General features: G+C 44.8%; 18 protein-coding genes. 4 read left to right on the forward strand and 14 right to left on the reverse strand.

Features of this window, described 5'->3' with window-relative positions:
* Positions 1 to 18: 18 nt before the first annotated feature.
* Together M1D72_RS14870 and tnpA are read left to right on the forward strand one after the other, a co-directional pair.
* On the forward strand, positions 19 to 471 hold the full coding sequence (locus M1D72_RS14870; protein WP_390189836.1) for an Lrp/AsnC family transcriptional regulator: 453 nt from the start codon (positions 19 to 21) through the stop codon (positions 469 to 471).
* Positions 472 to 663: 192 nt separating this feature from the next.
* Complete coding sequence (gene tnpA, locus M1D72_RS14875; RefSeq protein WP_456295681.1) at positions 664 to 1,125, forward strand: IS200/IS605 family transposase; 462 nt, start codon at positions 664 to 666, stop codon at positions 1,123 to 1,125.
* 130 nt (positions 1,126 to 1,255) lie between these two features.
* Here tnpA and tssG read toward each other — a convergent pair whose 3' ends face one another.
* The 13 genes from tssG to M1D72_RS14940 form a co-directional block, all read right to left on the reverse strand.
* Positions 1,256 to 2,254 (reverse strand): type VI secretion system baseplate subunit TssG, encoded by a 999-nt coding sequence (gene tssG, locus M1D72_RS14880; RefSeq protein ID WP_456297403.1) that lies wholly within the window; start codon positions 2,252 to 2,254, stop codon positions 1,256 to 1,258.
* On the reverse strand, positions 2,251 to 3,999 hold the full coding sequence (gene tssF / locus M1D72_RS14885; RefSeq protein ID WP_456295682.1) for a type VI secretion system baseplate subunit TssF: 1,749 nt from the start codon (positions 3,997 to 3,999) through the stop codon (positions 2,251 to 2,253). The genes tssG and tssF overlap by 4 nt, the downstream gene beginning before the upstream one ends.
* Before the next feature lie 11 nt (positions 4,000 to 4,010).
* Positions 4,011 to 4,421 carry a type VI secretion system baseplate subunit TssE gene (gene tssE / locus M1D72_RS14890; protein ID WP_390189832.1) on the reverse strand — a complete coding sequence of 137 codons (411 nt, stop codon included), beginning with the start codon at positions 4,419 to 4,421 and terminating at the stop codon, positions 4,011 to 4,013.
* A gap of 93 nt (positions 4,422 to 4,514) precedes the next feature.
* On the reverse strand, positions 4,515 to 5,993 hold the full coding sequence (gene tssC / locus M1D72_RS14895; protein ID WP_390189830.1) for a type VI secretion system contractile sheath large subunit: 1,479 nt from the start codon (positions 5,991 to 5,993) through the stop codon (positions 4,515 to 4,517).
* A gap of 8 nt (positions 5,994 to 6,001) precedes the next feature.
* Positions 6,002 to 6,508, reverse strand: a complete 507-nt coding sequence (gene tssB / locus M1D72_RS14900; protein ID WP_390189828.1) for a type VI secretion system contractile sheath small subunit — start codon at positions 6,506 to 6,508, stop codon at positions 6,002 to 6,004.
* A gap of 26 nt (positions 6,509 to 6,534) precedes the next feature.
* Positions 6,535 to 8,076: a type VI secretion system protein TssA gene (gene tssA, locus M1D72_RS14905; protein ID WP_456295683.1), complete on the reverse strand. Its 1,542-nt coding sequence runs from the start codon at positions 8,074 to 8,076 to the stop codon at positions 6,535 to 6,537.
* Between the two features lie 3 nt (positions 8,077 to 8,079).
* Complete coding sequence (locus M1D72_RS14910) at positions 8,080 to 10,071, reverse strand: serine/threonine protein kinase (protein ID WP_456295684.1); 1,992 nt, start codon at positions 10,069 to 10,071, stop codon at positions 8,080 to 8,082.
* A 225-nt stretch (positions 10,072 to 10,296) separates the two neighbouring features.
* On the reverse strand, positions 10,297 to 11,244 hold the full coding sequence (locus tag M1D72_RS14915) for a hypothetical protein (RefSeq protein ID WP_390189823.1): 948 nt from the start codon (positions 11,242 to 11,244) through the stop codon (positions 10,297 to 10,299).
* A gap of 11 nt (positions 11,245 to 11,255) precedes the next feature.
* On the reverse strand, positions 11,256 to 12,230 hold the full coding sequence (locus M1D72_RS14920) for a DUF2169 family type VI secretion system accessory protein (RefSeq protein WP_456295685.1): 975 nt from the start codon (positions 12,228 to 12,230) through the stop codon (positions 11,256 to 11,258).
* Entirely contained in the window at positions 12,211 to 13,530 is a 1,320-nt protein-coding gene (locus M1D72_RS14925; RefSeq protein ID WP_456295686.1) for a hypothetical protein, read from the reverse strand. Before M1D72_RS14925 ends, M1D72_RS14920 begins: the two co-directional genes overlap by 20 nt.
* A gap of 25 nt (positions 13,531 to 13,555) precedes the next feature.
* A complete protein-coding gene (locus tag M1D72_RS14930) occupies positions 13,556 to 14,041 on the reverse strand; it encodes a hypothetical protein (RefSeq protein WP_390189818.1) in 486 nt (161 codons plus the stop codon).
* A 2-nt stretch (positions 14,042 to 14,043) separates the two neighbouring features.
* On the reverse strand, positions 14,044 to 16,122 hold the full coding sequence (gene tssI / locus M1D72_RS14935; protein ID WP_456295687.1) for a type VI secretion system tip protein TssI/VgrG: 2,079 nt from the start codon (positions 16,120 to 16,122) through the stop codon (positions 14,044 to 14,046).
* Between the two features lie 70 nt (positions 16,123 to 16,192).
* Positions 16,193 to 16,711, reverse strand: a complete 519-nt coding sequence (locus M1D72_RS14940) for an Hcp family type VI secretion system effector (protein ID WP_390189815.1) — start codon at positions 16,709 to 16,711, stop codon at positions 16,193 to 16,195.
* 472 nt (positions 16,712 to 17,183) lie between these two features.
* On the opposite strand from M1D72_RS14940, the gene tssH reads away from it, so the two are divergent.
* Positions 17,184 to 19,844 (forward strand): type VI secretion system ATPase TssH, encoded by a 2,661-nt coding sequence (gene tssH / locus M1D72_RS14945; RefSeq protein ID WP_456295688.1) that lies wholly within the window; start codon positions 17,184 to 17,186, stop codon positions 19,842 to 19,844.
* Positions 19,831 to 21,486, forward strand: coding sequence for a sigma-54-dependent Fis family transcriptional regulator (locus M1D72_RS14950; RefSeq protein ID WP_456295689.1), 1,656 nt, complete (start codon positions 19,831 to 19,833; stop codon positions 21,484 to 21,486). Before tssH ends, M1D72_RS14950 begins: the two co-directional genes overlap by 14 nt.
* Before the next feature lie 65 nt (positions 21,487 to 21,551).
* Here the strand turns inward: M1D72_RS14950 and M1D72_RS14955 are convergent, their stop codons facing one another.
* Entirely contained in the window at positions 21,552 to 26,138 is a 4,587-nt protein-coding gene (locus tag M1D72_RS14955) for an OmpA family protein (protein ID WP_456295690.1), read from the reverse strand.

The raw sequence follows: 26,138 nt of genomic DNA on the forward strand, positions 1-26,138 counted from the left end.
TAACGCAAAGGCAGGACTATGATGTCAAATATGAATCTTCAAGGTTTAGATAAATTGGATCGCAAGATACTTTCTAACTTGCTTTCTAATGGCCGTGAATCTATCGCCAATTTATCTCGTAACATTGGTTTGTCACGAACGGCAGTGGCTGAACGCATCAACAGGCTAGAAAAAACCGGTGTAATCAAAGGTTACACCGCTCAAATCCGAGTCGAAAATGAAGGGCGAAAAGCCGCCAGCTATTTGCTGATCTCTTGTGAGAAAGGCAAAAAAAACGAAGTGAGCAATGCGCTGAAGGAACTGCCTGAAGTGCGTCTTACCAGTATTGTTGGGGGTAACTACGACATTATTTCGTTAATCGAAGCGCCAGATCTTCAATCGATTCACCGCTTATGTAACGAGATTGAATCGTTTAACGGCATCAAATCGATTAATACCACGGTGGTTTTGCATCAACCGATCAATCGTTAACCATTGTTTCGACACGCAAAAAAGCCGCTTCTCCCAGCGGCTTTTTTATTGTATAGAGAAAACCCCCAGCTAGGCTGGGGGTTCCGTAAAGCTTATAGCTATAAGTCAGTTATATAACCCCTTTCAATTTGATAAAAACGTCTTGTGGTCTGGCAACTGCAAGAGTTAATTAAGAATTGAAAGGGGGTCCCAATGGGGGACGAAAAGAGCTTAGCGCACACGCGCTGGAACTGTAAATACCACATAGTCTTTGCACCGAAATATAGAAGGCAAGTTTTCTACGGAGAAAAACGTAGAGCGATAGGTGAAATATTGAGGAAACTATGTGAATGGAAAAATGTGAACATTCTTGAAGCGGAATGTTGCGCGGATCATATCCACATGCTTTTAGAAATACCGCCCAAAATGAGTGTTTCAGGGTTTATGGGGAACTTGAAAGGCAAAAGTAGCCTAATGCTTTATGAACGATTCGGCGATTTGAAGTTTAAATATAGAAATCGAGAGTTTTGGTGCCGAGGTTATTATGTAGATACGGTAGGTAAGAATACGAGCAAGATACAAAATTACATCAAGCACCAATTAGAGCAGGATAAAATGGGAGAGCAATTATCGCTCCCGTATTCAGGTAGCCCGTTTACGGGCCGCAGGAAATAGTCATATGCAAATGTCAGATCACTACGCGCCTGCTAGGGCGCTGCCAGTAGGAGAGCCTTATAGGCGCATATGAAAAACCACCGGCTATGCCGGTGGATACTTTTTTTAATTTTATCCCGCCCTCCAGGCGCTAGATACTACCAATCACTTTGATCTTCGCATCACCCTCTTTGGCTTGTCCTAGCCATAACGTTTGCCCCAGTTTATTGCCCTTACCCTGTCCTAACTGATTGTGGGGAATCGTATCGAGGTTAACGGTGAGCTTGAGATCCCAAGACATCGGGTCACGCAAAATAAACTGCATCAACCCAGTTAATGTTCGGTGTCCCTCACCTCCGTTTGAAAAGGTCACGAACGTATCGAAATCAATATTATCGATACACACATTAAACTTACCGTTTAAGTCCGCAATACTCTGTCCTAAGTGCAAATTTTGCCCCAAAACGCAGTTGGCACGATTCAGACGATTACGCTGACGCTCATCAATATTAACACGGCGATACACCCACTCTTCGATACGGACATTTGGTAGCGAGAAATAGTGCGCAACGATACCAGAAATCAGCTTAGGAGAGCGTGTTCGCGTCGAGAGCTGACCAACGTAGGATAAAATTTTCGCCCGATCGAGTTCAGAGGCAGACGTTTCCTGAATCACTTCAGACAAGCCCGCTAGGTGGAGAATACGCCCTGAAAAACGGTCATTTGCCCCGCTTTGATATTGAATATGATAGCGGTATTTTTTCCACACTCGATACAGCAAAGAGATATGTCGATTATGAAAAAAATCGAAGAAGTCTTTTACCGGGTTATCGTCTTCATCACGCCCTGCGAGTTTCTCCGTGTACGACGCCGGTAGTGGTGAACTTGAACCGTGAAGCCCCAAGAAGTTGGTTTCAACCCGAGTATAACTGCGACCATCGCGTTCCATATGAACGATATAATCCATATCGCTTTTAGGAAACGATAAATTTGGCGACACGCTAAATTCAATGAACTCATGGTGAAAGTATTTATTCTCACCCACGGCGACAAACTGATTATCGGGTTCATACTGGTAGTGCTTCTCCAGCAAGTGCACCGCTTGGAAGAAACTAAACTCATGGGTTTTAGAAGTTAATGCACCAATCATAATACTGTCTGCTGCCCAGTTAAGCTTTCCCACTGGTAAACTTCACCACTGGCTTCATCAAACACTTCTAGCTCGGTAAACGAGTTCACACTCGAGTACAAGCGGATAAACTCATTGAGCACGTTACACATTAAGAACATGTCACCTTCATTGACGAAATAGGTTGAGTTGGTGGTGAGCTTGAACTGGTTGCCGCGAATCGAAACCCCGCGAAATACGCGATCAATGGGATTCATTTGCGAAGCTCTTATGCCATCTAAGCGATGAATCGATGCTCGGTGCGCTTGACGGTCAACGCGAGAATGGAAATCGTAAGTGGAGAGCAAGACTTTCAATACGTCGATGTTTGCGAGCGATAAATAGTTCAGTGACATATTGGCAATGAGCTGCCATTGCAGTTCACCATTCACTTGAGGGCTCACAGATTGAGTCGGCTTGGTGATATTACTGAAGGTCGCATAGGTCGGGGATTTATGTGTCGTGTACACAATATCACCCACGGATAGGCGCTCAGCAAGGTCAGCGTTGCTGCATTTGAGCTTCATCAATACCGTTTCAGTCCCAAGCTCGGCAACATCGCCATTATGAGTGTGGAAAGAGATATAGCGCTCTAACCCTCGCCCACTGATACGCTCAGCCACTTTGGATTTATAAAACTCACGCTTATCACGTTGGTTAATTTGGTGTTCAAACGACTCAAATTCAATCAATGCTTTTCGGCGCCGCTCATCTTTACTCCAGCTTTCCACTGCATCTATGGAGTACACTTCATAGTGTTCTTGGTTGGTACTTTGTGGGCGGACCTTATATTCATTGCGGCGATGCTCCAAACGGATTGGGTCACCGTCTTTCTCAAATAAGTTCACCGCAGGCGTACAATTAAGACGAAGATGCTTATCTTTGAGCACCACCTCAGAAGGCAAAGCACGATTAAAGCAAAAGGTCATTTTCAAGGTCGAACGTTGCGGAATGCCTTTTAACCACTCAAGCCCTGTGACATCAAAGAACATGAACTTGTCGGGTAATGAGAAAAACTCTTGTAGCAAGCGGTACCCTGAAAACGAATTGGCGCCGTAAGGAAGAATCGCTTCTTTTTCCCCAAAGCCCACCGCTTTCACTGCATCCGGTCTGAGTTGATGAACATAACCGCCACCAACGTCCAACTTAATGTGATCAAGATACTTAAACAGCCACAAATACAGCGAGCGTGTAATATGCAGTTCACCGTGGAGGTGAAAGCGTAAAGAGTCCATACCGATTCGACTAAGCTCAAGACCGTTTTCCGTCGACAAGGTAACATCGACACTGGAACTTGTCCGACTATTACTCTGATCGATTTGGTTAATTTGCAGAGGATAGAGGCTGACATCATAACAGGTTTGGAATAGACACTGTGTACCTTCGACCTGCTCACTGGCCATCTCTGCCCCGCGTTTAATGACGGTTTTTTCAGTCACACTGCCGGAGTGCGGTGTGAGCTCACTGATGCACATCGACGGGATGGAACGCATGTAGTGAGGCCACAACAGAGTCATCAATGATTGCGTGAGCTCAGGTAGCTCATCGTCTATTTTTTCGCGAATTCGCCCAGTGAGAAAGGCAAACCCTTCAAGCAGACGTTCCACATCAGGATCAAACGTACCGTCAGACAGGAAATGCGTTAGTTTAGGGTGATATTTAGCAAATTCAGCGCCCGACTCACGAAGATAAGTCAGCTCATCTTGGAAATACTTACTGTTACTCAAACCGTTACCTACTAGACGTTAAATTGACCATCGACACCCATATAGATATCAATCGACATCGAGACCTTGCCCCCGTTATGGAATACTTCCGCCAAAATGCCGAATCCGAGTTGCAGCGGGTTGTGGTGGTCTTCGCGATAATGAACGTCGATATTACGTAATCTCGGCTCATAGCGTTCGATGGTGGTGCGTATATTTTGCTGAATATTTCGCACTAAGTTGGTGTTGTTAGACAACACATCGTTAAAATCAGGTAAGCCGTAATCGCCATCAATCATGGCGTTTCCGGCGTGGGTATTAAGAAGATCGGCGAGATGAATATGAATGGATTCTATGAGATGTTTGTGTGACACCACTTTGTCATAACTGTTTTTGGGTTCACCCAATTCAATACGTTCTAATAGACGATAACCTTTTTCCATACTCGGCTCTTACTCTATGCGATTGCCACCGCAACTTAACCCGAAAAAGCGGCCAACTTCGAAAAGACTGGCCGCCTATGTTTTTACTTTGAATTACTGATCCAGTTTACCAACTAGAGACAGATCAAAGCTTGCACCCATGTATTTGAAGTGCGGACGAACAGACATTGATACTTTGTACCAACCTGGATCGCCTTCAACGTCAGACACTTCCACTTTCGCTGCGCGAAGCGGACGACGACCACGAACTTCCGCTGGCGGGTTCTCTTGGTCAGACACGTATTGACGGATCCATTTGTTCAATTCGCTTTCTAGGTCAGAACGCTCTTTCCAAGAACCGATTTGTTCGCGTTGTAGCACTTTAATGTAGTGAGCAAGGCGGTTAATGATGAACATGTAAGGAAGCTGAGTACCCAACTTGTAGTTCATTTCCGCTTGCTTACCTTCAGGCGTATTAGCGAAGACTTTTGGTTTTTGTACTGAGTTTGCAGAGAAGAACGCCGCATTGTCAGAACCTTTACGCATTGTTAGCGCAATGAAACCTTCTTCAGCCAATTCGTACTCACGGCGGTCAGAGACCAAAATCTCTGTTGGGATCTTAGTTTCGATTTGACCCATGGATTCAAAGTTGTAAACCGGAAGGTCAAATACTGCGCCACCACTTTGCGGACCAATGATGTTTGGACACCAGCGATATTTAGCAAACGATTCGCTGATTTTCGAAGCCATCGCGTACGCCGAGTTACCCCAAAGGTAGTTATCGTGGCTGTCTGTTACCATCTCATCGTAGTCAAACGCTTTGATAGGGTTATCTTCCACAGAGTACGGAGTACGAAGCATAAAGCGTGACGTACACAGACCAACGTAACGTGCATCTTCGTGTTCACGGAAACCACGCCATTTCGTATACTGAGGGCCTTCAAACACTGACTTGAGATCTTTCAAGTTTGGTAAATCTTCGTAGCTGTCTAGGCCAAAGAACTTAGAACCCGCAGATGTAATAAATGGTGCGTGTGACATTGCGCCAACGTTCGCCATGTATTCCATCAATTTAATGTCTGGTGTGGTTGCCGCAAGTTGGTAGTCACAGATAACGGCGCCTACAGGTTTACCACCGAACTGACCGTATTCACGCGTATAGATTTGCTTGTAAAGACCAGATTTCACGACTTCAGGCGCATCTTCAAAGTCATCAAGCACTTCATCTTTTTTCGCTGAGATCAATTCAATCTGAATGTTCTCGCGGAAATCGGTATGGTCAACAAGGTACTTCAGACCACGCCACGTTGACTCAACCGCTTGGACATCTTCGTTATGAAGAATCGCATCGACTTGCTTAGACAGTTTTTGGTCGATTTCAGAAATCATCAGATCAACCAGAGATTGATCAACTTTGCTGTCTGAGCTTGAATTGCTTAGTAGTTCACCAATGAAAGCTTCAACACCACGTTTGGCAACGTCGAAACCTTCATCACTTGGTTTTAAACGGGTTTCATTCAGAATACTATCAAGAAGTGAGCCTGATTCCGCCAGGGCTGCTTCTTGTTCTGCCGCTTGAGCTTCTGCCGACATACTATCCCTTACTCTTCTTTCGCTTCTTGGTCTGCACCAAGGCTTAGTTCATCCAATAATTTCTTACGTGCTTCTTCATCTTGAAGCACTGAAGCAATCTTTTTACGGAACGCAGGTACGTTCCCAAGAGGACCTTTCAACGCAACTAATGCTTCGCGCAGTTCAAGTAGGCTGTTAAGCTCAGGAACGCTGCGAGCGATAGATTCAGGGCTGAAGTCTTTCATGTTTTTAAACGTTAGATCGACGCCCATTTGTGCGCCTTCTTCGTCTGTAAGACGGTTTTCAACGTTTACTTTTACGTTTGGCGCATAACCTTCAAGTACTTCGTTGAAGTTATCTTTATCGATGTTGATTGGCGTACGCTCTTCAATCGGGGTTTCATCTGCACGCGCAGTGAAATCACCGACAACCATCATACTCAGCGGCAGTTCTACGTCTTCTTGCGCATCACCTGTTGCTGGAACATAACGGATATTAATTCGCTCTTTAGGAGCTACCGAGCCATCACGTGACATAACGAGTTCCTTATCTAATATTGTTACTAGTCATTAATTGTTGTCCAATCTTGATACTTTTCAGGTAGTTGCTCTTTATTGGGGTATAACTCGTTAAGAGTTTTTTGAGTAAGAACATCTAATTGCAAAGACAAGTGTGGTTCCCAGCTAGCGAGATTAATTTCTTCACGTACAAGCCAAATTTTTTCAAGATAAGGAAGACATAAAGTGCATAATCCGACGCTGTGGTAGGCTTTTACTAATTGTAAATACAGCAAAAACTGCCCTCTACCCGAGCGGTCCTGCTCTAGGCGCTGGGCAACATCTGCTGAAAAATCCCCTAAATTCTCAAGGGTCACCTCTTCCACTGGCGGCAATGATTGATCTTCAGCAAACACCACATTTTGCATCGTAGTGGTTCCTGAAGCCTGCGCAACACCAGACGACAACCAATTGAGTGTCGCTTCATCGGCAAATGGAACAGAATTTTTGAACGTGAGTTTTTCAATACCTGAAAACTCATTCACAAAGGACAAGACCTCATCTTTCACAGCCGTTGCTGCGTTATCGAGCCCTAAGTTAGTTAGCATGGAGAAAACGTAATAATGACCAGTGAGCCAAAACGGCGCATCAGTCAGTGTTCTCTCTAAACGTTTAATTGTATCGACGTCACTTTCTTGTTGAGCTTTGTCTCTATATTCCGTTTGCTGATCTTGCGAAACGGCGAGAATGAGTGGCGTTTGCCCCTCTTGGTTATCTGGTAAGCCATCAACATCATCCCACGTTAAATGGCGGAACAAACGGTAAGCAAGCGGGGCTGCTGGGTTTGCATGCAGCATGGTTTCCGCGACTTTTTTCAACGTCCGCTTTGATGCCGTTGGCGTAGAAAAGTCGGTATCAATATCGACTTCTTTCTGTTTCGGTTTGCTCTTGGTATCAGGCGCTGGCGCTGCTTCAACTTGCGGCTTAGGCGTGGGGGTTGGCACAACACTTTCAGCTTGAATATCAGGCTGAGCCGGTTCTGGCTCAGCAGTAGGTTGCGGCTCAGAGGGCGCCGGTTGCGCACTTGCACGCTGCATTAAGCCGTTAAGCTGAGTACGAATTTCAAAAAAATCGACTTCAGAGTCTTCGTACACTTCATCAAATTTTCCCTGCAGTTTTTCAGTTACTTGCAGGCATTGTGATACCGCTTCCCAACTTGCTTCTTCATACTTTGGTAACGTGAGTTTTAACTGATGGTTCAACCATTCAATTGCGCCATCTCGTCCACGTTTGCGCCTAGGATGCAAATCAGCGCCAAAACGGTCTAAAGCTTGATAAACCAGTTCTAAGCCCTGCTCCACACCGTTTAAACGCCCGTCTTCAGCCAGCGCGCGCGTCAAATAACAACATGCTTTAAGATCTTTACTGTGCGTGGATAATACTTCTTCAGCCTGAGCTTTCACGACAGCCCAATCCACCGTTTCACCAAACAAAGAGCCAAATTTTTTAACTTCAGCTTCCATCAACTCGTAGCTAAATTCGTATTTCGCATCTTCACCCGTTGGCGCAGTGTCGCTTATCGGCGCTAATAACGTTTCGAGATCCACGGCTTAGCTCCTCGTTGACGTGTTGTAGTCAATCAACGCACGCTGTACAAGCAGTGCACCTTGCGCTGGTCGTGATTTTTGGTGGCTGTTTTGAATCGAATCTGTCGCCATTTGACCAAGCAGTTCAGTGACTTCCGAGAACTTTTTCGGCGCGTTGCGCTCAAGGTCGGCGAGCGAAACATTTAATTTCTGCTTATCGAAAATAAACTGACCCGTTACCGTACTAAACAGCACGTATTCACTGCGGGCCACTTTCAGCTCGCGCATTTTGGTTTGCAGTGCAGCAGTTCGACCAAAGAAGGTCATTGCTGCTTCAATTTCGTCAATGGCTTGCGTGTAATAATGCTTTTGCGCATGCGTTTCGACCGATTGATAAACACTCGCCAACACTTGCTTAGGCAGAACTTTGCTGTAGAAGTAGCCTTGTGACTGGTTCAACAACCAAGCTGATTTCAAATACTCATCGGCTTGCTTCGATTTCCCATTTAGGATCAGTTTTACTAACTGATCACGCTGATTGCCTGTCACATCCGTTAATTTGATGGCATTAACCGACGCTTTGTTTAAATGCGACATGGCTAGATCAAGCTGCTGCTCAGTTTTAGGAAACAGCGCACCATCATCACTCAGTTGTTGACGGAGAGTGACTAATTCACTGCGCACTGAATTCAGTGTTCCCGGCAGTCCTGATGACGCATTCTGGTACGCGGAAAGATCCGATTGGTATTGGTTGTACAGGTTATCGAGTTTGACCTGCTGCACTTGATAAGCTTCACGATATGGCGCTGTCGAGACAACATTCGCCTCCATGTCATTCAAGGCGTCTTCAATATCCCATGGTGACTGAGCCAAAAAGGATGCAGTTTGCGCAGGTTTAATTGCCGAAACGACATCGTTATTTTGCTGTTCAGACTTCACAATATTGCGCCATTCTGGCTGGCTCGCATCATAAAGGTAAGCCCCTGTAATCACGATGACACTCGCGACTAGGCTGGCCTCAAGATAGCGAAAGCGCTGACTGGGTAAACGGTCAAAGGCCTTACGCGGAGTCAATACTAAATCGGCATTTCGCAAGTTGTTGAAAATTGGTGCACTGGCATTAGCGTCAAGGTTGTTAACATCAATGCAAGCTAGCCTCTGGGCAAAAGAAATCGGCGTATAACCGTGTTTACGCGGCTTTAGAATGACATCGCGAATCAAGCTCCAGACATGGCCAGGTATCAGTTGTGGGCGCTTACGGTTAGTCAGTTGAGTTTGCCAAGCATCACCAAACACATATCCCAAGAATAAGTGTCCAGTTAGAAGCGCCAGTGAATATACATCATCTTGCGGGTATGCAGTTCCAGCTTCTAGATAATCTGGAGACGCATATTTTAAGCTTGCTTCAGCGTACTGCTCTGCTTCGCCGACATAGCGTGACGCGCCAAAATCAATCAATTTGACGTTGTCATTTTCGCTCACAATGACATTGGAAGGCTTGATATCAAGGTGACAGACACCACGCGTGTGCATGTATTCCAAAGCACCCGCAAGCTGATAGATCAACCACGCAATGTGGTCATGACGAAACCCTTTGCTGGAATAACGCTCCATCTTATCAGCGACAGATTCACCCTGAATCCACTCATACATGAAGTATGGGCGTTCAAACTCGTTACCAAATTTAATAAATTCAGCGACGCTTGGGTGCTGAGAGATTTCTAAACGACTCGCTTCACTTTGCAGTATTTTACGTGCGGCTTCACTTGCATCTTCGTTGACAACCTTGCAACACAACTGCTTTTCGGGTGCGTCTTTCTTAGCTAAGTGATAAATCGTCGTTGTGCCGTTTTTTGAAGGAATCGTTTCAAGCACATCAAATTGAGAAAACAGCACGTATTCCAGCTTTGGCTTATTTTTATTCGCCATATTTTGCTGTTGCTGTTTTTTCTTTTCAATTGCCTTCACAACCAGCTTATCGATATAGCTGTTGGCTATCCCTTTGTTCTCTGACACGATTGACTCTTTAAATGAAGGAAGTGTTATTACGCGCAGATAATAATTAGTCTACCCCTCCTAATTCAACCGTTTGAATTAAAAAGAACGCTATCCCTACAACTTTAGTTAAAGTAACTGGTTAAGTAGCCAATTTTACTTGTGCTTTCACTAAATAATTTTGTCACTTTTTGAGACTAACTTTGTAATAAAGATCACTGCGTGATGTATTATTATCAGACAGGACTAAAATTGATTATCCAACTGTAAAATGGCACGGTCACCGGTTATTGAAAACATGAGAAGTGAAGACGGTTCACTACTTCGGTTTTCTTGAATTGCGGTTGCAATTAACGCCATCGGAGAGCAATTACCCAACGTTCCCCACAATTCATTAATAAGAAAAGGTTGCTGTGGATTCAGAAAGTACTCAGCACGAGCTCCCAACGCAAAACCATAATCTTCAGTATCATTTCGGGTGTTCGTCATATCACTAAAAACCCAGCCAAATGATTGAATTTTCTTACTTAAACGCTGGACAATGCGCATCATTCCACGCCTGTCACTTACGCCATATTCAGCGTCAAAATGACCAAAACGGGCGACAGGTTGCAGTTTTAAGGTGTCGATAATGTTTTTCCTTGCCAAAACCATACCTGCACCACCTTCACTAGGAATGATGCCCCACGGATTATTTGAACCCAGTACTTGGTTACTGGCAATTAAATCTTCAATGCGCTCAACTAAAGAATCAATAGAAATACTGATCAGAGCATCATGGCTATCCAACTTATTAATCGTTTTCTCAATATATTGAGGGCCACTAGAATGTTGGATATCGATATTAGAAATAGCCCGTGAATAGTCTTTTTCATCAAACCAACGTTGTAATTCCTCACTGAATATCGGCGATGGAATCGAGATCATCAATGGCACAGGCTTTAAAGAAGTCGGAATTTTATCTAATAGCGAATCTAATAGGATGGAGAGTGTATTGGTGACGCGAGAAAATAAACTTTCTCCACTGATAAAATCAATTTTTGCAAAGTTGTATTTATCGATGCCGTTATCAGCGGGCTTTTGCTCAAACCGTGCGAGATCCGCTTTTGCTATCGCAAGCGATAATTCCAAATTCATGCCCATCGGAGAAACAAGTTCTGTCGCCAACACGTAACGACCGTGGCTATTATTCATTGGTGTTCCTATCAGATTGTCTGAATTTCGGTGTTTTTAAGTAGGTGCTCTTTGTCTTGGCACGCAAATGAGGTGGTGTAAGTCAAAGACAACGTTTGCTGCTCGGTATCGACAAATACGGTATAAAGCTCGAGAGGTTGTTGTAACACCTCGTCATTAAAATGCGCCGAGGCCAAATAACGCTGCTTGGGAAATCGAAAAGAGAGAATATCATCATGATTAAAGCCGCTTAGCATCAAGCGTTCTCCCCCTTGCAGATACCCTTTACACTGTTGATCTTCCGGTGCGCACTGATAATAACGACGATCAAAATCCAACGGTAACAAAGGACGACGGCTCTCCTGCCACTGCTCATCAAAGGTGCCTGCCCATTGATATCGTTGCTGGAAGAAAGGCGGTAGTGGACCAAAACCTGCGACGCGAACCTTTTTGGTATCTGCGCTCCAATCCTCTTTGGGATAAAACACACTCGGAACCGCTTGATTTAGTAAGTCGCGATTGTTACTGGCAACGCCGCCGCCAAGGCGGTTACGTGCTTCATCGCCGCCCAACGCAAATCGATAATCCATCTCTTGAGTGACAAAATCCTTTGCAAGTGACACCGTCACACTACCTGCGTGCTCAATCCAATCTCTGGGTCCATGCACCACTAAGGTTTTGTCAATGTGACCATCCAGTAACACGCGACATTCCATCGATGTTACTGGTCGCTTAGCATAAGTACGTGCTTTACCCGACACAATCACATCGGTATTTTGGCGATAAATTGGAAACTCATGGTCATGCACCAAAGCAGAAAAACCGGGCTCCCCCGCATAAAGAGGGTCATCGTAGATCTCAATGTCGTCAGCCGCAAGCCACTGCTGCTGAGTAAAACTCCACACACGCTTAACACTGACAACCCAAACCTCATGGCCATTTTCATCACGTTGAAAACGCCCCTTAATCGCGAGTGTTGGGTGCTGTTCAATATCCCATAACTGCATGATCATTCCTCAGATTAAAGCGGTCCATCGCAGGCTTGTTCTGCTTTAACTTGTCTAATATCTGTTGCTGCTGTCGAGTCGGCATTGACATGTCCCATGGCACGTAGACTCGAGCACCGAGGCAAATCTGACGCCAAATCCAATCTCGAAAATCAGCACTGATTGCACTATCCGACATCGCCCGTAGCGAAGATTCAAAGCCAAAGGCAAAGCCCAAACGGCTAGGCAGTGAAAGTTGCTCATCCCCGGTTTCGAGCCAAGTTTGTAAATTGGCAACGGCCTCTTCCCACTGATAGTCGATACCAAGTTGCAAATGGTTGAGTGGAAGACGCTCACCGTAAACGACATATAGAGCCTGCAACCAGGTTTCGCCGTCACTTTCATCTACCGTGGCTAAATGCTCAATCACGGATTTTGTCCACTGGGTGTCACCGACTAAGGCATAGTGATAGGCCGCATGTTCACTTTGAATATCAAACCATTCAAACTCTTTCAGCTCGAGAAGTTTGGCATAGGTTGCCACCATCGCAGAGGGTAAAGCCGCTGGTTCAATTCCGAAGTACTGGCGAAACCAGGTGTTTCTGTCCTGCTTAACAAGCAAACGTTCATACAACATTTGCTCGCCACTGGCATGTTCATCGAGCCACTCTATCGCATCGCGATCATTCAATTGAGCCAACGTGGTATTGAGCGCTCGTTCGTCAATACGCTCAAATTTGAGCCAGCGTTTACACAAAGAAGTGGATAAGGTTTGACGCAGTTTAAGCCACTGAAAGCACGGCTCAGCATAAGGAGCCTCCCCTTCTATCAAGCTCACCAGATCCCTATCCAGCGCATCAAGCGAAGATTGCACAACCAGTATATTGGCTTGTTTGGGGGTCAATTGACTCAGGTTTTCTAAACCAGCCACACGATGCTGCTGCGATTGGCCAAACTCCGGTTGCAGCATCAACCAAACGAAAATCTGCGGTTCACTGTTTTTGAGCTGATAAATCAATCCTGGCGCGAGACGAAACATTGCTACATAGACATCTTTTAACTCACGGTTTTGACGTTCTATTAAGCGCAGGTAGTCAAGTTCATGGCTTGGGAAGCCTCGTTGATGAAGACGTAACCACTGATTGAGAATGAAATTCAAAGACTCGTTGGCGAGCCCTAATTTTTCTTGGCAAAAAGCCAACCAGATAGGATCCAGTTGGCTCAATTGGTTTATCTCCAGTTCAATGCCATCAAGGTAAGATTGTCGAACCTCTGCACTCAATGGCTCTTCAATGTGTTCAACACTAATTCTTTGCCGCATTTAACCTTCTCTGCCCATTTGACTGTTAGTTGATAGCAACGGTGCCACCTTGTATTTTCTGGGCTTTTTCTGCTTGTGAAGTAACGTATTTGGCCTTGGTGGTGACTCGATTATCACGCCCGCTATAGCGAGTCTCTGTATCACCACTGCGTACCATCACCTCTTGTTCACCTTCGATAACAATTCGTTTCGCTTTGAGGACGAGTTCGTCAGAATCATCCAAAATCGAAAACAAAATATCAGTGACCATCGGTAAACTGATGTCATCATTAATAAACTCAATACGACATTGGAAGCGATTGTCGATCGCCAATTGGAGCTCAGCCTTTTTAAAATTGCGCCCTAGCCTTGCAGAAATAGGTTGCCCAAATGGGTTTCCTTCAAAATCTACACGAACGCTGTCTAATGATTCATTAATGCCAATAATGGTGCCAAAACGCGAACAGCAAGGAACACGTGGTTCTTGCTGTTCGAAGAGTTGGATTTCATTTAATTCCAAATCTTTTTGCATAATTAGTTAATCGCTACGTTGCCGCCTTTCACCACGACTTTGTCGCTACCTTCAATGGTGATTGCTGAACCGCTTAATTTGATCGTGCCATCACTGCTCATAACCAATGATGACCCACCGGTTTTAAGAACGATTTTGTCGCCGCTGATCACCTGAGTTGCCCCATCTGCTTTATAAGACGTATTGCCTTTCACTGAGACAGTTAGGTTGCCACCCACGGTTTGGTTATCATCGGCACCGATGTCGGCACTTCGTGATGCGCCGACCGTTAGGTTACTGTTTTCACCCACATCTAGATCGTCATTTTTACCGATGTTGGTGGTGCGGTTATCACCAATTTCTAAGGTGCTGTCGTTTTTAACATTTTGAATTTCGTTGGCGTTATAAGTCACCGTGACGTCTTGCTCGACGGTTTCGGTAAAGGTGCTATTAACCTGTGTGGTTTTGTGCCCTTCAATCGTTTCTTTATGGTCGCCTTTGACTTCATTGGTTTGGTGACGAGCCACTTTCAAGAACTCGTCTTGACCGATATCGCGATAACGGTTATTCAGCACCTTGGTTGACATGTCTTTTTGGGCGTGAATATAGATTTCTTCTTGGTTGGCTTCGTCTTCAAAACTCAGTTCGTTGTAGCCAGTGCCTTTGTGAGTTTGAGTACGGAATGTAGTCCGCGTTTTGTTTTCTGGCAACGAGTACGGAGGGAAATGCAGCCCGTTATACACCGCGCCAGTGACCAATGGACGGTCAGGATCCCCTTCTAGGAACGTCACTACGACTTCATGACCGATACGTGGTAAATACACGGCGCCCCATGTTGGCGCCGCCATCGACTGGCTGACACGAATCCAACAGCTTGAATGCTCATCTTGGGCGCCGTAGCGATCCCAGTGGAATTGAACTTTAATTCGGCCAAGGTTATCGGTGTAAATTTCTTCCCCCGCAGGGCCAACAACAACCGCTGTTTGCGGGCCATCAACCATAGGGGCAGGCAATTTTGGCGCTTTGTATTCGACATCACGTGGAATACACACAAATTGGTTATGGTACGTGGTAGGTAAGCCGCTGGCTTCATCTTCGTGTACTTGCGGATTATGGCCACTGTGGGTCACAGAAATCATCAAGTAATCACGGTTGATTTCGGCACGCGGATGGTCGCCGATATTGAAGCTATAACCGGTCGCCAAGCGCATCACATCACTCGATGCTTCTACTTGTCGGTTTTCCACCACGTGATCAGCCATCCATTCGCCAGAGCGAACTTGCCCATCGGCGGGATCGACATAACGGCCAGGAAAGTCAAACAGTGCTAAGTCTTGATCCAGCTCGCCGTTAGCGCTCATTTCCTGTGGAATTTTGGGCTGTTCGTAGTTGTAATCGGTGTAGGTAACCATGCCGGTCTTGACGCGGTTTACGAGCTCAAGGTCGGTGATATGTTCACGATCAGCAACGCCGCCTGCATCAGAATGGTAGACAATGGGGCCAAGATAAGAGCCGTTCAAAGGCGTACTGACTAAATCTGCAATCGTATCGTTACTGTCAACGATGACCATGGTGTGCGTGGTGTCATTGTGTTCAAAGTAATACCACATCCCGTGCTCAGCCAACATACGCTGAACAAAATGGCTATCAGTCTCACGATATTGCAATACGTATTCTTTGGAGGTGTAGCTACCAGAGAGCTCTAAACGGTAATCAGTAACTGATGCACCATCGAGAACTTCAGAGATGATTTCCGGTGCCGTTTTCTGCTGAAAAATACGCAAGTCTTGACGTTGAGTCAGGAACCAAAGTTGCGGCACAAGGGTAATTTGATAGCGCGAAAAACGACGCCCCGTTCCTAAATAACGGACTTCATTGATCACACCACTAAAATGTCTTGCGGTTCCTACCCCTTGGCCAAATAGCATTAGATGAGCTGGTTTACGAATCAGCTCATCAAAGGTGATATCAGCATCAAGTGAAAGTAATGATAAACTAACTCGAAATGGTTTTGAGAGTTCTTCTGTTACCTGAAAACTTTCTACTTTGAATTCATGCCCTGAATCAGGAACTTGAAATTTAAATTCTACATCATTAACCATATCTTTTACCTGATACTAATAAAGGAATAAGGGCCAACAAGCATTGGCCCTCATAAATAATGCGTAGCGATTATGCTTCGCGTGGCGCACGCCAGTCATCGTTACCAGCAGTACCACAAGTTTCGTGAGTCACTTCGATTGCACGGTAAGTGAACTTAAGAACTTCTTCAGTTACGCGGTCAGACGTTGCTGCATCTTGGCAGTGGTTCATGCGAGTTTGCATGTCAACCAATAGCGCATCGATCAATTTGATTGAGTAGTAATGCTCTTGCTTACCTTGTACAGAAGTACGGTAGAAACGGATAACACACTCAGGAAGTTTTTCACCAGAAACAAGTGCGTTAAATAGTAGTGGAGAGCTACGGTCTTGAACTTTAGTCACAACAACAGGCTTGTGAACACGTTGACCAGTAGGTTGACCACTTTGAGGGTCACGTGGAATAGTAAGAACGTGGTCTAGTTCTTGAACTAGGAATTCGTCAACGTGAGCTTCTTGCCATGAGTTACCGACTGAATCTGCAGAGTAAGTGTCTTTAGTGATATCACCTTGAGTTTCACCAGAGATAGACATATATGCTGGAGTTGGCATTGTTATTTCCTTCTTTATTTAAAATCGAAATTTAATTTACTTGAGTTCACCAAATCGCTTATCACCGCGACCTGAAACCATTAAAGCAATCAACATGCCAACTTTTAATTGCCATATTTTTCAATAACTTACTTAAATACGGTCATTATAAACATAATTATCATTTCCAATATTTTGGAAAATTTCACAAGAAATGGTTTCAGCTTCCTAATTTATTGTTATCGACTCACAAAGGCAAAGTAACGGGGTTCCAAAATGTAAAATAAGTTAGATTAACTATAAACAAAGTTACTTTAACTAATAAAAAAAACGTTTCGAAAGAATTCGATTCTATATATAGATAAATAAAGAAAACAACCTAGATTAAAATACCTAAAATGGCCTAGTAAAAACCACGGCTTAAAAAAAAGCTTTTCTATTGTTTAGTATAATTGCGCTTATTTCATTCACTCACGAACTTACTAAAATAAGCATGATAAATATTAATCTTTCTTCACTGATACAACGTCTTCACCCTATTGCTAAGGTTGCGCTCGAAGATGCAGCGGCGCTGGCAGTATCAGAAATGGCCAATGAAGTTCAAATTGAACACTATCTTTTAAGCTTGCTCGAGCGCCCAAATAGCGATTTCGATGTCCTGCTTGCCCATTTTGACTGTTCAGAAAACCTACTGCGTCAGTCAGTTCGTTCGTCATTAGATGGCACTTCGACAGGTAACGGCGGTAAACCCGTTTTCTCTTCTTTATTGATTGAGTGGCTTCAAGAAAGTTGGATGATGTCCTCACTCGATTTATCGCAAACCCATATTCGCACCGGTGCCCTACTGCTGACATTAGTCAGTAACCCTCTACGCTATGGGCAACAAAGCTACTCAACGATTCTTGAAAGCGTCAACCCAGATAGCCTAAAACGTAACTTTGCTGAACTCACGAGCCAATCCATTGAAGCACAAGTGGCGACATCGGAAAAAACCCAAGCACGTGAAGACGGTTCAGCGCTGAGCAAGTTCACCACCGACTTCACAGGCAAGGCGCGCAAAGGCGAGATTGACCCTGTCTTTTGCCGTGATCAAGAGATTCGCCAAATTGTTGATATTCTTGCGCGTCGCCGTAAAAACAACCCGATTGCCGTCGGTGAACCGGGCGTTGGTAAAACTGCCGTGGTTGAGGGCTTAGCGCTGAAAATTGTCCAAGGTGAAGTGCCTGATAACCTCAAAGGTGTTGAACTTTACGGCTTGGATATGGGGCTTTTACAAGCTGGTGCTAGCGTTAAAGGTGAATTTGAAAAACGCCTTAATGCCGTATTGGACGAAGTGAAAAACTCACCAACCCCGATCATTTTATTCATCGATGAAGCGCATACCCTGGTTGGTGGTGGAAACCAAGCCGGTGGCAGTGATGCAGCTAACCTGCTAAAACCTGCGCTTGCGCGCGGCGAAGTCAAAACCATCGCGGCCACCACCTGGTCGGAATACAAGAAATATTTTGAAAAAGATCCAGCCCTTGCCCGTCGTTTCCAACTGGTGAAATTAGATGAGCCATCACCTGATCAAGCCGCGCTGATTATTCGCGGCCTACGCCCAGCGTATGAAAAATCACACAATGTCTATGTTCGCGATGATGCGATTACTGCAGCCGCTGCGTTGTCTGCACGTTATATTTCGGGGCGCCAACTGCCGGACAAAGCGATTGATGTGCTGGATACCGCCTGTGCGCGCGTCAACATCAGCCTTAATGCAGTGCCTTCATCGGTCGAAGCGCTGCAACAAAAATTGGCAGCGCAAAGCCGTGAGCTTGAAGCATTAGAACGTGATGCTCTGCAACAAACGGGTGATAAGCACAGCTTAGCGGGTATTCCGGATCTCAAAGCAGATATGCAAGCAACCCAAGCTGAATTGGACGTCCAAGAGGCGCAGTGGAAACAAGAAAAAGATCAGATCGATCAAATGATCGCTCTACGTCAGCGGCTGAATCAGTTGGTTTCGGGTGAGTCCCAACCAGAACCAGAAGACGATGAACAAGAGGTTTCGCCATACGCCGAGCTTGACGAGCAACAAGTGCGCGCTGAAATCGCCGCATGCCAAGAGCAGCTTGATGCCATTCGCCAAGGAAATCCACTGGTTCATTTTGAAGTTGGCCCAGATGAAGTCAGCCATGTCATCTCTGACTGGACAGGCATCCCAATGGGCAAAATGCTTGAAGATGAAGCGCAAACCACGCTGAACTTAAAAGATAACCTTATCGCCGCCATCAAAGGCCAAGAATACGCGATTGATGCCCTTGCACAAGGCATTCAAACGGCGAAAACTGGCTTAGGCAACCCAGAAGCGCCAACGGGCGTATTCTTATTAGTTGGTCCAAGTGGTGTTGGTAAAACTGAAACGGCACGGGCCATTGCTGACCAATTGTTTGGCGGTGAGCGCTTTATGACCACCATCAACATGTCGGAGTTTCAAGAGAAGCACACGGTGTCACGTTTAATTGGCTCACCTCCGGGTTATGTTGGTTACGGAGAAGGCGGTATGTTGACTGAAGCGGTTCGCCAGCGCCCTTATTCCGTTGTGTTACTTGATGAAGTTGAAAAAGCCGATCCGGAAGTGATGAACCTTTTCTATCAAGTATTTGATAAAGGCACGTTAAATGACGGTGAAGGCCGCACTATTGATTTCAAAAACACCTTGATTTTGATGACCAGTAACCTTGCCACTCACGAAATTGAATCTTTGGTTCAACAGTCAAAAGACATCGAAGCCAGCGTGATTGCCGAAGCGATTCGTCCAACGCTGAATCAATACTTCAAACCTGCGCTCCTTGCACGTATGAATGTATTGCCATATATCCCGCTTTCTGATGATGCAATGACCAACATTATTCACCACAAGCTTGGTAAAGTGTCTGAGCGTTTGCAAAGCCACCACAAACTTGAGCTGAGCTATGACGATAATTTGGTCGAGTTTGTACTGGGTAACTGCCGCTTAGCGGAGACGGGCGCACGTAACATCGACGCAGTCATTAACCGCCAGTTACTGCCTCAGCTATCCACTCAATTGTTGATGAACGATAAAGATGATTCACACACACAAATCACGGTGTCTGTGGATGAGCAAGGAACGCTAGCCTATGCGTTCAGCTAATCAGAATGATCTGAGTAGCGCTCTGCTCGCGATCAGCCAGTCTTTGGCTGATCGCACTCAGCTTGCGCAAACGCTCGATGCGGTGCTTACCGCTGCGCGGCAAATGACGCTGTCTAAACATGGGATAATTTATGTGCTTGACCAAACAGGGCAAGCACTGATTCCTAGTATCGTTCATCACAACGAAAAGCCGATGGTTTCACATCCGTGGAAGCCTCTGTCGCTTGATCTGGCCAGCGAAACCGACCCATTTAGCTACGCGATTCATAATGGTGAAGTGGTGCTGATTAACGACTTGTATCAATACAACGGCTACGATTGTGATGCGATTTATCAGATAGAGCTAAACATGGGCCTACGCAGCCAAAACTTGCTGGCGTGGCCACTGGTCGATGACGATCGCAAAACCATTGGCTTGCTAGCGCTATTTGATCTTAACGTGATTGACAACGAAGACGCCCTCACCTCATTTTGCCATATGGCCGCAAACAGTATTCGCCAAGCCGCTTGGCTTGAGCAATACGGTCAAATGATCAAAAGCCTCAGTGAAGACAATGCCGCCCTCGCCCGTGAGAATCAGCAGCTTAAAAAGCGCAAACAAAGCCATTACGATGGCCCGATAGCAGAAAGCGAACAAATGCTCGAAGTCCTGCGCCGTTTAGACAAAGTGCTAGCGCTGCCTGTTGACGTACTGCTACGTGGTGAAACTGGCGCGGGTAAAGAAGTGATTGCTAAGTACATTCATGAAAATTCTAACCGTTCAAAAGCGCCGCTGATTGTGCAAAACTGCGCGGCAATTCCTGAGCAGTTGTTAGAGTCTGAATTATTTGGTCATAAGAAAGGCTCATTTACGGGCGCAGACAAAGACAAAGTTGGCCTATTTGAAGCCGCTGATGGCGGTACGCTGTTTCTCGATGAAATCGGCGATATGCCACTGTTACTGCAAGCGAAACTGCTGCGAGTACTGCAAGAACGTAAAGTTCGCCCAGTCGGAGCGAGCAAAGAGATTGAAGTTGATGTGCGCGTGGTTGCCGCCACCCACTGCCATTTGATGGAAAAAATCAAAGCCGGAGATTTTCGTGCGGACTTATTCTATCGTTTGAATGTGTTCCCAATCACCCTGCCGCCACTTCGTGATCGCGACACCGATATCTTGCCTTTAGCGGAACACTTTGTGCAGCAAAGTGCGAAGTCATTAGGGTTACCACAAGCGCCGGGGCTGAGCGCCAACGTACGTAAGCAACTGCTTGAGTACAGCTACCCAGGTAATGTGCGTGAACTGAAAAATATCGTTGAACGCGCCGTTCTGCTCTCCGATTTTGAAACCATTACCCAAGTCGAAATTGGCGAAGGGTTTGAAACACCAGAGCAAGCTGTCAGTGTGGTCGCGCCACCTGAGCCAGTGCAAGCGCAAATTGACGAGCAAGATGAAGAGTTAGTGAGCACGCAACAAGAAGAAGCCCTGCTCGACGAAGCAACGGTGAGCCTTAAAGAAGCTGTCGGCGAATACGAAAAGACCGTGATTCTTGACTGCCTCAATGCGTGTAATTGGCACACCAAAAAGGCTGCAGAACAACTCTCGCTGCCGCTGAGTACCTTAAACCACAAAATGAAAAAGTACGATATCTCAGCCGCCAGTTAATTCCCTAACCCTGTTAGAGTTTAATACGTCAGTCAATAAAAAACCGCCCGAAGGCGGTTTTTTATTTATTTAACCCAGTCACCCAGCATATTAATCCTTTCTGGAGTTAAAGAATCAAAATCATCACTGACTTGCATCCAACACTGAAGATTGTAATGAGGGAGGAATTTTATAGGGTTGCCTTTTAGGTTCTCGTATAGCTCCCCATCTGTCTTACTTTCATTCATCTTCTGGGCTATGTCGATCTCATATTGTTTATCTTTTAATTCAAGCCAACGCTTTGGAATGACATTCACCTCCGCATCATAAATATGTATAACGTTACTTGTCACGTCATCTAAACCTGATTTATGAGGTCCATTTATATGAGCGGTAAATTTCACACCAGCTTGACCATAAACATAATAGGCTTTTGCAGGTTTTAGCATCGGCACTAAGCCTTTTACCTCGTTGCCGAAAAAGTTTATGTAGCTCAGTTCGCAGACATTAGCGAACAATTCTGTCTTATCCTCCCCGTTCAAACTAAAGAATTCTAACTCAGAGCTATCAAATGCGCGAAACTCATTCACTAAGTTTTTAAGTGATTCATGCTTGATACGCGGATGCAATCTGGTAGGGTTAAACTTGTAGCCCCCTTTATCTTTGATAATATTGCCTATTCTAATAATGCTCTTGATGTTTGTTACAGGACGATTATTGGTTCCAAACAATCGGTCTTGATCAATAAATTTGATATCCACTGGGATTTCGTTCACATCGTACTTTTGATCAATCAATTCTTGCGGATCATCGGGTTTTGTTTTTATTATCAGTGTTCCGGTTACATCCTTATCCCAATCAAAGTTATAGACTTTTCCACGTAATTTTCCAGAATTTGATACCAGTGGATCTTTTGAAATATCCTCATCGACCCGCTTATCAGTTACACTTCCGCTTTGCTGGACATAGAACAGAGCCTCTGCCGAATCAAAAACTTTAGGATAGCTTAGCTCTTTTGTAAGCTCAGGGGGTTGAAGAAAGCTTTCTTCATAAAATAAACCATCGGCTAATTGTGGTGGACTAAAGCTCTTAAAGTCCTTAGTAAACTCATAGGTACGAGTTGGACTTAATGTCATATTAAACCAAGGTGTATATTTTTTCCCCATACTTGAAAGTTCAATGAGATCGATCTCTTTCTCAGTATCACTCTGCCCAGGAACTTGTAACGACATTGAATAAGATAAATATTGCCTTGCTCCAGAAGAGATTGATTTTGACTGCGAGTCAAACAGCGCTTTCATTACCGGGCTATCATAATCGGCAATCGGGCGAATGCCAAAGATACGCCGTGTACCAAAGAAATAACTTGGCTGGATAACGACTCCTATAACCGACTGTTTTTCTGCATTATCTCCAGTGAACAGTGACAGTGCTTCAATCTCTCGGGGAGAAAACTCCGAACGATTCAGGTTACGCACATATTCGATATGTGATGACGCTTTAGAATCAAAAAAGTGCCAAGCTCCCTCATTCGAGCCCTGAGAGTGAACAACTAAGTTCACAGGTAAAAATGGACTAACTTTCTTACCGTCAAATTTTGCTTTTTCCTCATCAACAATCGCAACAACTTTAATATTGTCATAAGGCGTTATCTGACCGTGATTAAGATCATAATATTCCGCGAAAGGTACCCAATCGTCTTGTGAGGGTAAAGACCCATTATCACCTTTATATGGTTGACGAACAAAGACAGCAATTTGTTTAAAAATTTTCTCATCTAATCCTTGAGGAATGGTATCGGTCAGTAAGCTTTTAAAACGATCTTCACTTTCGCTCGCTCGATAATGGATAGGAAAATATTGACTGTAACGCGACGCTTGTGTACGAATTGCCTCTGTTTGCTCATCAGCAGTATATTGCTTAACGACAGCAGAAGCATTCGCAAACCCCATGCGAATAAGTCGCCCACCAAATAAGTCCGTTGTATCATTGTTAAAACCATTTTGATTTAGCCATACTTCATCAAGATTTTCCGGCCCTAATAGGGAAATATCCAAATCCCAATCATCGTTAAGAATAAATTCATCGATATAACCAAAGATATCAAAGTCCGAAAACGAATGGGCGGCAGACTTCTGTATGACCGAGTTAAAGGAATCCTGTAGCTGAGCTAACTGATAGGTTTTCAATAATCTCATTAAACCATTTAGCGCGGTCATTCGCTTCATATAAGCACGTAAATGAACGTTGTCGATTCCCTGAGTGTCGCTATGGGCAAGGAAGGTGTTAATAGCCATTAAGTCTTGGTAACGAATGGTATTGATCTCATCTAACAGCTGATACTTCTTCTCTTGAAAAGTGTTTTCTATAAATTCGATTACCTGCAGCGCTAGCTCTAGCGCCATTTTGCCCGCGGCAATTGCTTTTGCTGGAGGAAATATAGCGGATACGCCTAACAGAGTTGCATCAATCGTTTGGTTGATAGAGGAAATCAAGCTTTCACCAGCACCAGTATTCGCAAGAATCTTTTGCTTCGCAGACTTCTCGACTTCATATAACCCAGCTCGACTTGGAGGATACTGAACGCTCGTCGATAGATTAAAAAAGATCTCTACGCGCCTATTTTTCCGCCTTTCTTGCTCTGTCCGATTTTTATTACCCGGTAGGGGTTCACTGAAGCCCTTCGCAACGATTTTAAAATTCGGCTCCCAAATGTCTTTAGCAGACTGAGTGCTAAAACCTTCAAAAATCGCATTTTTTACCGCAATAGCGCGCTCTGCTGAAAGACGCATATTCACGTCTTCAGATCCGATAATGCAGGTGTGCCCAGTAATAACGACTTCAAAAGGTGCATCGGTCATTTGTTCTAACTGGGTCGCAATCGCTTTATAAGATTCTTGACCTTCAACAAGCGTTGCTCTGTTAAACTCAAACATCGTTGCATCCAAGCGCAATAACGCTCCAATTGCAGTTTTTTCATCAATAGCAACATGGCGCTTGCTGTCAAAAAATTTTTTAGCTAGTACCTTTTTAAGAGCCTGAATCGCTTGCTGGTATTTCTGTGCTGCACTGTTATCTTTTTGGAAAGCCTCCAATTTCGATGCATGAAGTGAAGAGGTCACATTCATATATCGGTTAATACTGCCAACCAGTGCGTTATCTTTATTGTCGCTCTCTTGATTTGCTTGTCCATAATTTCCCCAGCCATTAACGGTATCAGCCACCGTTAGCACTGGGTCTGCTTTTTCTAAAATAAACGAACCGAATTTACCGACACCGCGGAGTAATGGATTAAAGGACTGAGTCGTAAAATTCGGGGCTAATGAAGTATGACCAAATAATTCATCAAGTGACATTGCTGCGCGAACATGGGGCGATGTATTTTCGCCGAAAACAAGTGCTTTCGATAGGGCCTTAGCTCCTGATTTCCCAGCTCGGGTTAACTTATTATCATAGTGCGTATTAAGCTCACCGAGAGTATTCATAAAACCAACCGATGCAAGGCCCACACCTATCGCTTTATTGACGGTATCAGTAAACCCAGTCGCTTCTGAGGTCGCGGCGCTGGCAACTTTTGCGAGAGTGATCCAAGAGACGCCTTTTTCCAACGCCCCAAAGCTGGTTTCTAGCATACCTTTATTGTTTTGAATAACGCTCCAGGTCTGCTGCGGTAAACTTGCCCCCACCGTGTTGTTCATCGCCAATTTTTCTGGCAGATCAAACGGCTGTTTAACCATGGTTTCCATTACATTGGTGTAAAACTGCGGCGCATGGTTAAGCAGCGCTTCTTCCACACTGATAGGATCGCCATTAATTAATGTGCAGCGCCCGGCCAGGGTTTGAATCGGTAGCTTAAATAAGTTTTCTTTTAAACTGTATTTATGAGGAATCCCTTTAGCGATAGCAGAATCTATATTTTTCTGCTCCATGGATTCTAAACTAATATCTATTCTCGAAAACTGTTCTATTTCCGGCAGAGTTAATACTTTTGGTGACTGAATCCAAAAGGTTGCAACATAACTGTGTTCTGTATGTTCGTTACCATCGCTATCATAGTAAGTGTAAGCAACGACTTGAACCAGGGATACAGGTTGGCCTTTTTCGTTACTTGGTTGGTCACCGACAATATCGGCCATTGAACCTGTATTATTAGTAACGATTTGCTCACTTAAGTCACTTAATGTAACTGTTGCTCGCTCATAATCTTTGGAAGAAAAGACGATTTGAATGGTATAAAACTGCGGCACTTCGAGCGCTAATATATGGCGGTTTTTATGGGCATTTAACCAATTACTGTAATTTGTAAAGTATTCGGTAGTTAATAACGCTTTATCTGTTGGCAGCTGCAAGCATTGGCCATCAACATGAATATCAACCGCGTCCATATCGACGCAGCAGTCGTCTGCCTGATTCTCGGCACTGTCTTTGAGATAGCCATAAAGTTGTTCTAACCAACCGGTTGTTGGTGAAGTTTGTTCACTACTTTGGTTTGCGCCGGTTTGCAGGGCAAGTTGAGTCATGGGAACAAGGTAGCTAGGAAAAAACAGCACCTGAGAAAGTGTATTTTTCCCTTTCACAGACTTTACACTGCTTTGCGTAACTGGGCTACGGACAAGTTGCCCGGTTTGAACATCTTCACTGAGAACATTTAATACCCCGTGTTTATCACTCAC

This window comes from Vibrio sp. AK197 (assembly GCF_053903115.1).